We start from the raw sequence: 15,117 nt of genomic DNA, 5'->3' as shown, positions 1-15,117 counted from the left end.
CCGATGATCGCCAAGCACGTACCCATGCGCTCGCTGGGCAAGTCCGACTTCGCCGGCCTGGTGAACTACGTCACCGACGCGCAGAGCAAGGATCACCGGCTGGGCCAGGTGCAGATCACGAACTGCGATGCCGTGTCCGTGCAGGACGCCATCACCGAGGTTCTGGCGACCCAGCACACGAACACGCGGGCCAAGGGCGACAAGACCTATCACCTGATCGTCAGCTTCCGGGCCGGCGAGCAGCCCAGCGCCGACACCCTGCGGGCGATTGAGGAACGTATCTGCGCCGGGCTGGGTTACGGCGAACACCAGCGCGTCAGTGCCGTTCACAACGACACCGACAACCTGCACATCCACATCGCCATCAACAAGATTCACCCGACCCGGAACACGATGCACGAGCCGTACTACTCGCATCGGGCGCTGGCCGAGCTTTGCACGGCCCTGGAGCGCGACTACGGGCTGGAGCGGGACAACCACGAACCACGCCAGCGCGGTGCCGAGGGCAGGGCGGCCGACATGGAGCAGCACGCGGGCGTGGAAAGCCTGGTCGGCTGGATCAAGCGGGAATGCCTGGACGAGATCAAGGGCGCGCAGTCCTGGCAGGAGCTGCACCAGGTCATGCGCGACAACGGCCTGGAACTGCGCGAGCGTGCGAACGGCCTGGTGATCGAGGCCGGCGACGGAACGATGGTCAAGGCGAGCACCCTAGCCCGCGACCTTTCCAAGCCGAAGCTGGAGGCGCGGCTTGGCCCGTTCGAGGCTTCGCCCGAACGGCAGACACGAACCAAAGCGAAGCGGCAGTACCAGAAAGACCCGATCCGCTTGCGCGTGAACACGGTCGAGCTGTACGCCCGGTACAAGGCCGAGCAGCAGACCTTGACCGCGACACGTGGGCAGGCGCTGGAGCAGGCCCGCCGGCGCAAGGATCGGCTGGTCGAGGCCGCGAAGCGTTCCGGCCGCCTGCGCCGCGCGACGATCAAGGTGATCGGCGAGAGCGGCCCGAACAAGAAGCTGCTGTATGCCCAGGCCAGCAAGGCCCTGCGCGACGAAATCCAGGCGATCAACAAGCAGTACCAGCAAGACCGCCAGGCCCTCTACGACAGCCACAGCCGCCGCACGTGGGCCGACTGGCTCAAGAAGGAAGCGACCCACGGCAACGCGGAGGCGTTGACCGCCCTGCGCGCCCGCGAGGCGGCGCAGGGCTTGAAAGGCAACACCATCCAGGGCCGGGGCGATCCGCGCCCCGGCCATGCCCCGGTGACGGACAACATCACCAAGAAGGGCACCATCATCTTCCGCGCCGGCCTGACGGCCGTTCGGGACGATGGCGACAAGCTGCAAGTCTCGCGCGAGGCCACGCGCGAGGGCTTGCAAGAAGCTCTACGGCTGGCGATGGAACGCTACGGCAGCCGCATCACCGTCAACGGCACCACGCAGTTTCAGGCGCAGATCATTCGCGCGGCCGTTGATTCCCAGCTACCCATCACGTTCGCCGATCCGGCCCTGGAGAGCCGGCGGCTTGCGCTATTGAAGAAGGAGAACACCCATGAGCGACCCGACCGAACCGAGCGAGCCGACCAGCGACCCGCAGAGCATCGAGGACGAGCTGGACGCGGCCCTGGCGGCCCTGGACAGCGCGCCGCTACCCACGACGACGCTGCCCGACCCATCGCCGTCGCCCGAGCAGGCTTCGGGCGACCAGGTGGCGGGCGAGCCGGCACCGCCGGCGTTCACGCCGGAGCCGTCCACCGGAAGCCCGACATTGGACGCATTGGACGAGTCCCGCCGCCCCAAAGCCAGCACCGTTTGCGAACACTGTCCCAACTCGGTGTGGTTCGCATCGCCGGCGGAAGTGAAGTGCTATTGCCGCGTGATGTTCCTCGTCACCTGGAGCAGCAAGGAACCCAACCAGATCACCAACTGCGACGGGATATTTCTCGGCCAGGATCAGGAGTAGCAGCGGCCCCGCCGGGCCTCGCGGCGGCGGATAAATACATCGCCGAACGCGAGTCGAAACGCTCGAAAGGTTTCGATATACCGAAGCACGCGCGATATACTGCCGGTGAAGGTGGCCTTGCTTTCGAGGGTGTCCGCAACATCGAGGGCCAGGCGCTGGCCCTGTTGAAACGAGGCGATGAGGTCATGGTGATGCCCATTGACCAGGCCACGGCCCGGCGCATGTCGCGCATCGCGGTCGGCGATGCCGTGACGATCACGCCAAAAGGCTCCATCAAAACGTCGAAAGGTAGGAGTAGATGAAAATAAAGATGAACAACGCCGTGGGGCCGCAGGTTCGCAGCGCGAAGCCGAAGCCCAGCAAGTTGCTGCCGATCCTCGGCGGGGTGTCCCTGGTCGGCGGCCTCCAGGCCGCGACACAGTTCTTCGCCTACACGTTCCAGTATCACGCGAGCCTCGGGGCCAACCTCGGGCACGTGTACGCGCCCTGGTCGATCCTGAACTGGTCGGCGAAGTGGTACAGCCAGTACCCCGACGAGATCATGCGGGCCGGCAGCATCGGCATGGTGACTGCCACCGTGGGCCTGCTGGGTGTGGCCGTGGCGAAAGTCGTCACGTCCAACAGCTCGAAGGCGAACGAATACCTGCACGGTTCGGCCCGCTGGGCCGAAAAGAAGGACATTCAGGCGGCCGGCCTGCTGCCGCGCGAGCGGAACGTCCTGGAGATCGTGACCGGCAAGGACGCACCCACCGCCACCGGCGTCTATGTCGGCGGCTGGCAGGACAAGGACGGCAATTTCTACTACCTGCGGCACAGCGGCCCCGAGCACGTGCTGACCTACGCGCCGACGCGAAGCGGCAAGGGCGTCGGCCTGGTGGTGCCGACGCTGCTTTCGTGGGGCGCAAGCAGCGTCATCACCGACTTGAAGGGCGAGTTGTGGGCGCTGACCGCCGGCTGGCGGCAGAAGCACGCGAAGAACAAGGTGCTGCGCTTCGAGCCGGCCAGCAGCTCGGGCGGCGTGTGCTGGAACCCGCTGGACGAAATCCGCGTCGGCACCGAGGCCGAAGTCGGCGACGTGCAGAACCTAGCAACTTTGATAGTTGACCCGGACGGCAAGGGCCTGGATTCCCACTGGCAAAAGACCGCCTTCGCGCTCCTGGTCGGCGTCATCCTGCACGCGCTCTACAAGGCCAGGAACGACGGCGGCACGGCCACGCTGCCATCGGTCGATGCCATGCTGGCCGACCCGAACCGGGACATTGGCGAGCTATGGATGGAAATGACCACCTACGGGCACGTGGACGGTCAGAACCACCACGCCATCGGATCGGCCGCCCGCGACATGATGGATCGGCCAGAGGAAGAAGCCGGATCGGTGCTGTCCACGGCCAAATCCTATTTGGCCCTGTACCGCGATCCAGTGGTGGCGCGCAGCGTGAGCCGGTCGGACTTCCGCATCAAAGACCTGATGCACTCCGACGACCCGGTGAGCCTGTACATCGTCACGCAGCCCAACGACAAGGCCCGCCTGCGGCCGCTGGTGCGCGTCATGGTGAACATGATCGTGCGCCTGCTGGCCGACAAGATGGACTTCGAGAACGGCCGGCCGGTGGCCCACTACAAGCACCGGCTGCTGATGATGCTGGACGAGTTCCCGAGCCTCGGGAAGCTCGAAATCATGCAAGAGTCGCTGGCCTTCGTCGCCGGCTACGGCATCAAGTGCTACCTGATTTGCCAGGACATTAACCAGCTCCGAAGCCGCGAGACGGGCTACGGCCACGACGAAAGCATCACGTCGAACTGCCACGTGCAGAACGCCTACCCGCCCAACCGCGTCGAGACAGCCGAACACCTGTCCCGACTGACCGGGCAGACCACCGTGGTGAAGGAGCAGATCACGACCAGCGGCCGCCGCACGGCGGCGATGCTGGGCCAGGTGTCGCGCACCTACCAGGAAGTGCAGCGCCCCTTGCTGACGCCCGATGAATGCCTGCGGATGCCGGGGCCGAAGAAGAACGACAAGGGCGAGATCGAGGAAGCCGGCGACATGGTGATCTACGTCGCGGGCTACCCCGCCATCTACGGCAAGCAGCCGCTGTACTTCAAAGACCCGGTGTTTCAGGCGCGGGCCTCGATCCCCGCGCCGAAGGCCACCGACCGGCTGCGCCAGGTTGTCGAGGCAGGGGAGGGCATCACGATATGAGCCGCATCCTGAAACGCATCACGAAAGGCGTAGCCGTCGCCGGCCTGGCCGCCCTGGTGCTGGCCGCCGGCAGCTATGCCGCCGGTGCCCGCATCAACACCACCAAGAGCATTCCGGTCGGCCTGTACTGGACGAGCAGCGCGCCGGTGGAGCGGGGCGCTTACGTGCTTTGGTGCCCGCCGAAGGTCGGCGTGTTCGATGACGCCAAGGAAAGGGGCTACATCGGGGCCGGGTTCTGCCCAGGCGACTACGGCTACATGATGAAGCGCGTTTTAGCCGCTAAAGACGATGCCGTATCGGTGGCCGATGACGGCGTGCGCGTCAATGGCGAGCTGCTGCCACATAGCAAGCCCATCCAGGCCGACAAGTCCGGTCGGCCCTTGCCGCGCTTCCAGGCCAGCACCTACACGCTGGGCAATGCCGAGCTGCTGCTTATGTCGGACGTGAGCGACACGTCTTTCGACGGCCGCTACTTCGGCCCGATCAATCGTTCTCAAGTTCAGACCGTGATCCGTCCGGTCATCACCTGGTAGGGGAGGAAACCACCATGCGACTGTTCATCGCGGAAAAACCATCCGTCGCAAAAGCCATCGCCGGCGAGCTGGGCATCACCGGCAAGGGCGACGGCTTCATCGAGTGCGGCGGCGACAAAGTGACCTGGTGCTTTGGGCACATGCTGGAGCAGGCCGACCCGGACGAGTACACGCCCGATGACGTGCCGACCGGCAAATCAGGCAAGAAGCTATGGCGCGTCGATGAGCTGCCCATCATCCCGCAGACGTGGGTTCTTCACCCGAAGGACGATGCCAAGAAGCAGCTCGCCGTGATCGGCAAGCTGCTGAAAGAAGCCAAGGAGATCGTCAACGCCGGCGACCCCGACCGTGAAGGCCAGTTGCTGGTCGATGAAGTGCTGGAGCACTTCAAGAGCAGCAAGCCGGCGCGCCGCTTTTGGGTGTCTGCCCAGGATTCGGTTTCCGTCAAGCGCGGCCTGGCCGCCTTGAAGGAAAACACCACGTACAAGGGCTGGGCCGATGCCGCACGCGGGCGGCAGCGGGCCGACTGGCTGATCGGCATGAACCTAAGTCGCGCCTACACCCTGCGGGCGCAGCGCGGCGGTTCGCGCGCCCTGCTGACCGTGGGCCGCGTGCAGACCCCGACGCTCGCGCTTGTTGTCGGCCGCGACCGCGAGATCGAGGCGTTCAAGCCGGTGCCGTACCACACCATCAAGGCCGTGGTCGAGCACGCCGGCGGCAGCTTCGCCGCCGCCTGGAAAGCGAAGGAAGATCAAGCCGGCCTGGACAGCGAAGGCCGCCTTGTTGATACCGCCGTCGCGGATGCCCTGGTGGCCGCCGTCAAGGGCCAGCCGGGCACCATCGCCACCTACAAGCAGGAAGCCAAGAAGAAGAACCAGCCGCTGGCCTTCGCGCTGTCCGACATTACCGCGCTGGCGTCCGCGCGCTACGGGTACAGCGCCGAGGACGTGCTGAACACCTGCCAGGCGCTCTACGAGACGCACAAGCTGACCAGCTACCCGCGCACCGACTGCGCCTACCTGCCGGAGTCGCAGCACGCCGACGCGCCGCGCGTCCTGGAGGCCGTCAAGCACGTGAACCCCGAGCTGGCCGGCCTGGTCGATGCTGCCGACCCGCGCATCAAGTCCAAGACGTGGGACGACTCGAAGATCACCGCCCACCACGGCATCGTGCCGACCATGCAGAAAGGCAGCAAGGCCGGCTTGAGCGAGCGCGAGCGCAACATCTACGAGCTGATCGTCCGCGCCTACCTGGCGCAGTTCTACCCGCTGCACGAGTACATGCAAACCACGGTCGGCGTGGAGATCGCCGGCGAGAACTTCGCCGCGTCCGGCAAGGTGGTCACGCGCAACGGCTGGCGTGACGTGTTCGAGCAGGCCGACGAAGAGGACGCCAAGGAAGGCGACGACGAGAACGGCGCGCAGACCCTGCCACCGATGAAGCAAGGCGACGGTGTGACCTGCACCGAGGCCACCCGACGCGATGCGAAAACCAAGCCGCCGGCGCGCTTCACCGAGGGCACGCTGATTCGCGCGATGGAGAACATCCACAAGTTCGTGAGCGACCCGGAGCACAAGAAGATGCTGCGCGAAGGCGATGGCATCGGCACGTCCGCCACGCGCGCATCCATCATTTCCGAGCTGAAACGCCGCGAGTTCCTGGAAACCAAGGGCAAGCAGATCGTCAGCACGACGCTGGGCCGCAGCGTCATCGACGCGCTGCCCGAGGTGGTGCGAAGCCCGGTGCTGACCGCCCTTTACGAACGCATGTTGAAGGGCGTCGAGCTGGGCACGGCGGCCCTGGACGCCTTCATTACGAAGCAAGAGGCGTTCATCCGCGACCAGGTGGCGAAGGCCAACAGCGGAGCCGTGAGCATCGCCGGCGGCAAGGAAGCCACGCCGGTTTCGTCCCTGCACAAGTGCATGGCTTGCGGCAATGGCTTGTCGCGCAGGCCGGCCAAGCGCAAGGGGCAATTCTGGTGGGGATGCAGCAACTTCCCCACGTGCAAGCAGACCTATCCCGACCTGAAAGGCCGGCCCGACTACAGCAAGGGCCGCAATGGCCCAGCCGAGTAACCACCAAGACGAAGGAGCATGACCATGAACCAGCAAAACACCACCCAGGCCGATGACGTGCTGCCCGAGCTGCCCGCCATTGACGACAACGCGGCCGCCGCCGGCGCGCTGCGCGAGAAGCTGGCCGACGCGGCGACGCCCGGCTACCAGGCCGAGTTCGACCCCGAGGAAGCCGAGCGCGCCGGCGCGTTCGTGGAGGACGCATTGAGCGAGCAGGACGCCGCAGAGAGCGGCGACGACCTGGCGGCCCTGGCCTCGCAGGGCGACGACCAGGCCCCGGCCTTCATCACCGAAGGCGGCCCGAGCGACGACCTTCCGCCCTTCGTCAATACGACCAACATCCGCGAGCTGTACGACTGGAAGCCGGGCGAATCGCTGGACGAGGCCATCGCGCGCAAGAAGGCGCAGGAGGGCTAACCCATGCCGATCAACCAGGCCGAGGCGCAAGCCGTCACCCTGGCGTTCGTCCGAGACTATCCCGGCGCGCTGGAGCTGGCCTATCGGTTCCGCGACAACACCGGCGAGCTGTACGGCCACCGGGCAGCAGAAGTCCCGGCAGACCTCAAGGGCGGCTATGTCCCGAAGGAGACGATCCACAACGGCCGGGCCTACCGTGGCCGCGTGGACGTGCCCCTGGCGAACATGGACGACGCCGCCGACCTGGTGCTGACGCTGCGGCATGAAGTGCTGGGCCACTACGGGGCCAACACCTTCAAGCCGGCCGAGAAACGCGCCCTGCTGGACGGCCTGATCGCCGCCCGCGAGGAACCGAGCCTGAAACCACGCTGGGAGGACATCAACCGCCGCTATGCCGGCGCTTCGATGGACGTGCGCGCGGAAGAGGTTTGGGCGCTGCATTGCGAAAGCATCGCGCCCGGCCAGCACGCGGGCCAGGCCCAGGTGCTGGAGCGCGGCCAGCAGTCATTCATGGAAACCTGCATCGCCCGCGTGCGGCCCATGCAAGTCGCCGACCTGCACAACATCGTGTGCATGGTCGCGGATGGCCTTCACGACCGTTCCAGGACGCAGCAGACCTTTCCGCAGATCAACGAACTATTCCGAAGGGATGAAGCAATGGAACCCAAGAAGCCATTTCATGAAGTCGTTGCCGAAAAACTGATCGAGCAGCTCAAGGCAGGCACCGCGCCGTGGCAACGGCCGTGGGAGCCTGGCGAGCCGAACGCCTACCTGCCGATGAACCCGACCACCGGCAAGCGGTACAAGGGCATCAACGCCATTCACTTGATGGCCCAGGGCCGCAGCGATGGCCGTTGGATGACCTACAAGCAGGCCGCCGCCGTGGGCGCGCAGGTTCGCAAGGGCGAGAAGGGAACGCCTGTCCAATACTGGAAGTTCAGCGAGGAACAGAACAAGGTCGATGAGAGCGGCCGGCCCGTTCTCAACGCGAAGGGCGAGCCGGTCAAGGAAACCGTGCAGCTCGAACGCCCGCGCGTGTTCTTCGCCACGGTGTTCAACGCCGAGCAGATCGACGGCCTGCCGCCGATCCAGAAGAAGGAACAGACCTGGAGCGCCGTCGAGCGCGCCGAGCACATCCTGAAAGCGTCCGGTGCGTCGATCACGCACGCGCCTGGTGATCGCGCGTTCTACCGGCCCGCGACCGACAGCATCCACCTTCCCGACCGGGGCCAGTTCCCCACCGCCGACAACTACTACGCGACCGCCCTGCATGAGCTGGGCCACTGGACGGGCCACCCGTCCCGCCTTGACCGCGACCTGGCCCATCCCTTCGGTTCCGAGGGGTACGCCAAGGAAGAGCTGCGCGCCGAGATCGCTTCCATGATCGTCGGCGACGAGCTGGGCATCGGCCACGATCCGGGCCAGCACGCCGCCTATGTCGGTTCCTGGATCAAGGCCCTGCAAGACGAGCCGCTGGAAGTGTTCCGCGCCGCTGCCGACGCCGAGAAGATTCACGACTACGTGCTGGCCTTCGAGCAGAAGCAGGTTCAGGAACAAGAGCAGGCCCAGGTGCAGCAGCCCGAGCAGCACTACTCCGATTTGACGCTCCAGGCCCTGGTCGAAAAACACGGCTGGGAGGTTGCCTACAGCGGCTTGCAAGAGCCTGGCCGTGTGGATTCCGTCCATCGCACCTTTGAAGGTGTCGGGCCGCTGGGCACCATGACCACCCCGAACGGCGAGCGGCGCTTGTCGGCCGGCTACCACGACGACGCCGAGCGCCGGCGCTACGTCACGTTGAAGCTGGGCGACCAGGTGATCGGCGATGCCGATGGCCGCGACCAGAAGCCGGAAGAGATCGCCCGCCAGATCAACGCCAAGGCCGAGCAGTACGCCGACGAGCGGCGCGTCAAGAACGGCCTGGAGCCGATCTACAGCATCGCCTCGCAGCAGGCCGAGGCCCAGCAGCTCAATGATGAGCTGCGCGAGCACGGCCAGGAGATCGTTTCTCACCTGGACGCGCAATCGCGGTGGGCGGATGGCGAGCGCATCTTTGCCTTCCACGAACAAGACGAACAACCGCACCAGGTCAGAAGCCTGGCCGAGCTGGAGAGCTACGCGCCCGATCAACTGCTGGCCCTGCCGGCGCTGGCCCAGGAGCAAGAGGCAAAGCCCTTGTCCGTGGCCGAACGCACGGCCGAGCAGCACGAGGCCATGAAGGCTGCCGACGATGCTTTCCAGCGCGAGCTGGTGCGCGCCTATGGCGAGAACAACGCCGGCGATGCCCGCTACAAGACCCAGCACGACGATGAGGCCGTGCAGAAGGCCGGCGATGCCTTCGTGGCCGCGTCGAACGCCTGGCGTGAGGCCGTGCGCGATGCCCGTCAAACCGTTGCGAGTCAGGAGGCCACGATGCAAGTACCCCAGCAGACCGACCAGGCCGAAGCCTGGATGTTGAAGCACGTCGAGCTGGGCACGGTGGGCCGTGCGCTCGAAGGCGCGACCCTGGAGCAGATCGACCGCGCCCTGGACGTGCTGGATCGCATGCAGCCGATGAACACGCAAAACGAGTTCTGGACGCGGCACGAGCTGCCCTACGACCTGGAGCCGCTGGAAGCGAAGATCAACGACGCAATAGATCACCTGGTCGAAGAGCGCCGGCCGGATGCCGTAGTCGCTGCAACGCGGCTTGACCTGGCAACCGGCAACACCAATTCACGCGAGCGCGACCGCCAAGCCTTCCACCTGGCGGCCGACGATGCGCTGGGCTTCCCCCTGCCCCACGACTGGACGGGTGAAGTGCGGGTTGTCGGCGTGGTCGAGCGTGACGGCGAGACGCGGGCCGCCGACCTGGCCACGGAGACGCCGGAGGCGTACCACCTGTACGCCCGGAAGGGCGAAGCGCAGTTCGGCGAGGATGCCTTTGCCTACCTCACCGCCACCCGCACGCTGGGCGAGGCCGACGAGCTGGCCGACCGCCTGGCGCTGATCGACGCCAATTCGCAGACGGACGAGTACGAGAAGGCGACCCGGCTTGCCCGCGTGCAAGAGGATCGCGTCCGCCGCGACCCGAACAGCACCGACGAGGACATTTCAGCGGCTAAAGAAGCCCGGAAGGCGCTGGAGGCCAAAGCGTTCGTCGCGGCCGAGGAAGCCAAGAACTCCCAGCGGGTCGATGACGAGCGCGGCGACTCCGTGGAGCACCAGGCACCGCAGGAACAGCGCGTGGCTGCGGCCGACCAGCAGCCGGCCCAGGCCAGCCAGGCAACCGAACGGCAGTACATCAGCGTGCCGTTCAAAGAGAAGGACGAGGCCAAGCAGCTCGGAGCGCGCTGGGATCGCAAGGAACAGTCCTGGTACGTGCCGGCGGGAGTGGATGCGGCCCCCTTCGCCAAATGGTCGCAGGGAGCCGCTACGCCGGCCGTAGAGGCCAAGCCGACCCAGCAGGCACCCGAGGCCCAGGACGGCGGCCAGAAGGCCGCACAGGCCGTCCAGCAGGCCCGGCAGTACCTTGCCGTGCCCTACGAGCAGCGCAACGCCGCCAAGGCCGCCGGCGCGCTTTGGGACAAGGCCGCGAAGTCCTGGTATGCCGGCCCTCGCGCCGACATGGCGAAGCTGGAACAGTGGAAGCCCGAGAACGTGCAGGCCCAGCAGGGGCCAGCGATGACGCCAAGGGAAGAGTTCGCCGAGGCCATGCGCAGCGCCGGCCTGTTCACCGGCAGCAACGCCCAGGGCGATCACCCGATCATGGACGGCAAGCGGCATCGCGTGCCGGTCGAGGGCGGCAAGAAGGGCACGCTCGATGGCTTCTATGTCGGCCACCTGGACGGCCACCCGGCCGGCCGGATCATCAACAACAAGACCGGCACGGACATTACCTGGAAGAGCAAGGGCTACGCCTTGAGCGACCAGGAGAAGGCCAAGCTCCAGGCCGAGGCGGCCGAGAAGCTGGCCCAGCGTGCCGCCGAGCAAGACAAGCTCCAGGAAGCCACCGCGCAGCGCGTCGGCCGCCAGATGCCCGACCTGGTGCCGGTCGAGCAGCCGACGCCCTACCTGCAAGCCAAGGGCATCGAGGCCCACGCCGGCGTGTTCACCGACCGCGAGGGCCAGAAAACCTACATCCCCGCCTTCGACGTGGACGGCAAGCAGTGGACGATGCAGTACATCCAGGAGGACGGCACCAAGCGGTTCGCCAAGGACAGCAAGAAGGAAGGATGCTTCCACCCGGTCGGCGGCATGGATGCGCTGGCCGCAGCGCCGGCGCTGGTGATCGCCGAGGGCTATGCCACGGCCGCGAGCCTGGCCGAAGGGCTGGGGCATGCCACCGTGGCCGCGTTCGACTCGGGCAACCTGCCGCACGTGGCCCGCGCCCTGCGCGAGAAGTTCCCCGACAAGCCCATCGTGATCGCCGGCGACGACGACAAGGCCCAGGAGATCGAGCGCGGCCACAACCCCGGCCGCGCCAAGGCCGAGGAAGCCGCGAAGGCCGTAGGCGGCAAGGCCATCTTCCCGATCTTCGCGCCGGGCGAGCAGCAGGCGAACCCCAAGGGCTTCACCGACTTCAACGACCTGGCGAACAAGAGCGAGCTGGGCCGCGACGGCCTCAAGCGCCAGGTCGGCGCAGCCGTGGGCCAGGTGCTGATCGAGGAAGGCCGCCGACAGCAGCAGGAGCAGCGCCAGGAGCGTGCGGAGAAGCAACAGCAGCAGCCGGAACGCCCGCGCCGCGCGGCACGCATCGGCTAAAGTCCCGGAGGGCTGCAACCACACGCGCGGTTTCCTCCCTCCCTGGCCGCCGGCAGTCATCGCCGCCTCGCACCCCGAGGCGGCTTTTTTTTGCTCGAGCATCGCCGCATCCGACGATGCCACCAGGCCCGCGCACGTCGAGCTGCAGCATCGCCATTTCCGGCGATGCACGCCGGCGCGGTCGACCATCGCCAGTTCCGACGATGGCGGCCGCCCTGCCCGCCTGGATCTCGCATCGCCATTTCGGGGTCTCCTCGTTTTCAGTGCAATAAGTGACGGTACGCAAAGCTAGCACTGGCGCGGGGGTGGTCTGGGTAGACCGTTGATTTCATTGACTTTCCTGTTCGCTTTGTAAACGGGTATGGTGGCCTCCCACTTTTGAGGTTCACGATGCAGGGTTGGCACACAACGTTTTTGGGGATGCGTGGGCTCCCCCGCGATATCAGCGACTTCGAGATGAAGGCATTTTTCACCTTCGATGGTGCCGAGCGCGACGCAATCAATGCACGCCGAGGTGATTCCCACAAGCTTGGTCTGGCGCTCCATATTGGTTTCCTGCGCATGAGTGGGCGTTTGCTCGGTGCCTTTCGGGTAATTCCAGTAGCCTTGTGGCGCCACCTTGGCAACGAGCTTGGCATTGCAGCACCAGAAGTCGCCTCGCTGAGAGCCATGTATGAACGCGGGCGCACGCTATTCGATCACCAACAAGTAGCCTGCACGGTCCTTGGATTCCAGTGGATGAGCGAGCACCAGCGCCGCTCACTGGTACGTGAACTGCGCGACTGTTAATTTCCATGCAACCCTGAGCCGGCATTTCCATCGAATCTTGATCCACCCTTTTTGCAAGCCTGGAAGGCTCACGGTGTGGATAAGTTCTTGGTTTTCTCCTTCTTGGATTGTGCCGGCAGCGCCGAGCTGTTCTTGAATCGGAAGCTGTCGTTGCCAGTTTCCAGGATATGGCAGTGGTGCGTAAGCCGGTCCAACAGCGCCGTCGTCATCTTCGCATCACCGAACACCGACGCCCATTCGCTGAAGCTCAGGTTGGTCGTGATCACGACGCTGGTGCGTTCGTAAAGCTTGGACAGCAGGTGGAACAGCAAGGCCCCACCGGACGCGCTGAATGGCAGATAACCCAGTTCGTCGAGGATCACCAGATCGGCGTACATGAGCCGGGTGGCGATCTGTCCCGACTTGCCCTGCGCCTTCTCGACCTCCAGCGCATTGACCAGTTCGACCGTGGAGAAGAACCGGACTCGCCGGTGATGATGCTCGATGGCCTGCACACCGAGCGCCGTGGCCAGGTGGGTCTTACCAGTGCCCGGGCCCCCGACCAACACCACATTGTTGGCCTCCTCCAGAAACTCGCAACGGTGCAACTGCCGCGCCAGCGCCTCATTGACTTCGCTGTGGGCGAAGTCGAAACCGGCCAAGTCCCGGTACACAGGGAAACGGGCCACCTTCAATTGGTAGGCCACGGAGCGCACCTCGCGCTCGGCGGTTTCCGCCTTGAGCAGTTGGGCCAGGATGGGTTGTGCCGCCTCGAACGCCGGTGCCCCTTGTGCGGTCAGCTCGGCCACGGCCTGGGCCATGCCATACATCTTGAGCTCTCGCAGCATGATCACGATGGCGCCGCTGGCAGGGTCATGACGCATGACGCACCTCCTGGGCTGTGCGGGCAGCCGCGGGGCGGCGCAACTGGTCGTAGCGCAGCACGTTGGCTTGAGGTTCGTTGACCAAGCGCAGGGCCTGTGGTGCCGTCACCGGCGCCGCAGGCGCCGGCTCCCCTTCCAGCAAACGATGCAGCACGTTCAGCACATGGGTCTTGGTCGGCACGCCAGCTTCCAAGGCCAGCTCCACGGCGGCCAGCACGGCCTGTTCATCGTGGTGCAGAACCAGGGCCAGGATCTCCACCATCTCCCGGTCGCCACCCGATTGGCGCAGCAACATGGCCTGCAGCCGTTTGAAGGCTGGCGGCAGTTCGGCGAACGGAGCACCGTTGCGCAAGGCACCGGGCTTGCGCTGCAGCACCGCCAGGTAGTGACGCCAGTCGTAGACGGTCCGACCACCGACGTCGTGGCGCCGGTCGATGAGGCGCGTGTGCTCGCACAAGATCTGACCTTCGGCGGCGACCACCAGCCGCTCGGCGTAGACCCGCAGACTCACCGGCCGGTTGGCGTAGGAGGCCGGCACGCTGTAGCGGTTGCGCTCGAAGTGCACCAGGCAGGTGGGCGAGACCCGCTTGGTGTGTTCGACGAAGCCGTCGAAGGGGCGCGGCATCGGCATCAGGGTGGGCCGCTCCTGCTCCCAGACATCGGCCACCGTGCCTGGCAGCTTGCCGTGGACGATCTCGCGCCACAAGGTCTTGCAGCGGTTCTCCAGCCACTCGTTGAGTTCGGCCAGGGTTGGAAACGCCGGCACGGGTTGCCACAGCCGGTGACGCGCATCACGCACGTTCTTCTCCACCTGCCCTTTCTCCCAGCCCGAGGCCGGATTGCAGAACTCGGCCTCGAACAGGTAGTGGCTGACCATGGCGCTGAAACGGGCGTTGACGTCGCGCTCCTTGCCCCGGCGCACCTTGTCCACGGCGGTGCGCATGTTGTCGTAGATACCGCGCCGGGGAATGCCACCCAACACCGCGAAGGCATGGTTGTGCGCATCGAACAGCATCTCGTGGGTTTGCAGCGGATAAGCCCGCACGGTGAAGGCGCGACTGTGGCTGAGCTTGAAGTGGGCTACCTGCAGCTTGGTGCGCTCGCCGCCGATGACGGCCCAGTCTTCGCTCCAGTCGAATTGGAACGCTTCGCCAGGACCGAAGGCCAGCGGCACGAAGGTGCCTCGGCCGGTGGTCTGCTGCGCTTCCTGACGTTGCTGCTGCCAGACTCGGGCGAAGGCGGCTACCCGGCCGTATGAGCCTGGGTAGCCCAGGGCGGACAGGTCGGCGTGGAGTTGCTTCACGGTGCGCCGCTGCTTGCGCGACTTGCCCGCTTCGCTCTTGAGCCAGCCTGAGAGCTTCTCGGCGTAGGGATCGAGCTGGCTCGGACTGATGCGCCGAGGGTAGTGCGGCTCCGCCACACCCGCGCGCAGGTACTTCTTGATGGTGTTGCGAGACAGGCCGGTGCGCCGGGCGATCTCTCGGATGGACAACTGCTCGCGCAGGGCCCAGCGTCTGATGACACTTAATGTTGCCAC

Annotated in this window: 8 protein-coding genes and 1 pseudogene; 7 read left to right on the top strand and 2 right to left on the bottom strand. The window is 65.9% G+C overall.

Features of this window, described 5'->3' with window-relative positions; all coding sequences use genetic code 11:
* Window positions 1–3: 3 nt before the first annotated feature.
* From traI to F7R26_RS40355, 7 genes and pseudogenes are all read left to right on the top strand, one after another.
* The gene (gene traI, locus F7R26_RS40385; protein WP_012478238.1) at window positions 4–2,262 is read left to right on the top strand and encodes a TraI/MobA(P) family conjugative relaxase; all 2,259 of its coding nucleotides are present in this window, start codon (window positions 4–6) and stop codon (window positions 2,260–2,262) included.
* Window positions 2,259–4,163 carry a type IV secretory system conjugative DNA transfer family protein gene (locus F7R26_RS40380; RefSeq protein ID WP_012478237.1) on the top strand — a complete coding sequence of 635 codons (1,905 nt, stop codon included), beginning with the start codon at window positions 2,259–2,261 and terminating at the stop codon, window positions 4,161–4,163. Before traI ends, F7R26_RS40380 begins: the two co-directional genes overlap by 4 nt.
* Window positions 4,160–4,696, top strand: coding sequence for a conjugative transfer signal peptidase TraF (traF, locus tag F7R26_RS40375; RefSeq protein WP_012478236.1), 537 nt, complete (start codon window positions 4,160–4,162; stop codon window positions 4,694–4,696). Before F7R26_RS40380 ends, traF begins: the two co-directional genes overlap by 4 nt.
* Before the next feature lie 14 nt (window positions 4,697–4,710).
* Window positions 4,711–6,771: a DNA topoisomerase III gene (locus F7R26_RS40370; protein ID WP_011255183.1), complete on the top strand. Its 2,061-nt coding sequence runs from the start codon at window positions 4,711–4,713 to the stop codon at window positions 6,769–6,771.
* 24 nt (window positions 6,772–6,795) lie between these two features.
* Window positions 6,796–7,188, top strand: coding sequence for a hypothetical protein (locus F7R26_RS40365; RefSeq protein ID WP_012478235.1), 393 nt, complete (start codon window positions 6,796–6,798; stop codon window positions 7,186–7,188).
* A 3-nt stretch (window positions 7,189–7,191) separates the two neighbouring features.
* Window positions 7,192–11,928, top strand: a complete 4,737-nt coding sequence (locus tag F7R26_RS40360) for a zincin-like metallopeptidase domain-containing protein (protein WP_012478234.1) — start codon at window positions 7,192–7,194, stop codon at window positions 11,926–11,928.
* Between the two features lie 390 nt (window positions 11,929–12,318).
* Window positions 12,319–12,711 (top strand): annotated as a pseudogene (locus F7R26_RS40355) (DUF4158 domain-containing protein); the annotation flags it as partial.
* 74 nt (window positions 12,712–12,785) lie between these two features.
* On the opposite strand, the gene istB reads toward F7R26_RS40355, so the two are convergent.
* Both istB and istA read right to left on the bottom strand, forming a co-directional pair.
* Window positions 12,786–13,580, bottom strand: a complete 795-nt coding sequence (gene istB / locus F7R26_RS40350) for an IS21-like element IS1600 family helper ATPase IstB (protein WP_011255145.1) — start codon at window positions 13,578–13,580, stop codon at window positions 12,786–12,788.
* Entirely contained in the window at window positions 13,570–15,117 is a 1,548-nt protein-coding gene (gene istA / locus F7R26_RS40345) for an IS21-like element IS1600 family transposase (protein WP_102776363.1), read from the bottom strand. Before istA ends, istB begins: the two co-directional genes overlap by 11 nt.

The sequence above is a fragment of the Cupriavidus basilensis genome (assembly GCF_008801925.2).
Taxonomy (GTDB): domain Bacteria; phylum Pseudomonadota; class Gammaproteobacteria; order Burkholderiales; family Burkholderiaceae; genus Cupriavidus; species Cupriavidus basilensis.
Note: the sequence above shows the minus strand (reverse complement) of the source record. Positions and strands in the feature narration are given on the sequence as shown.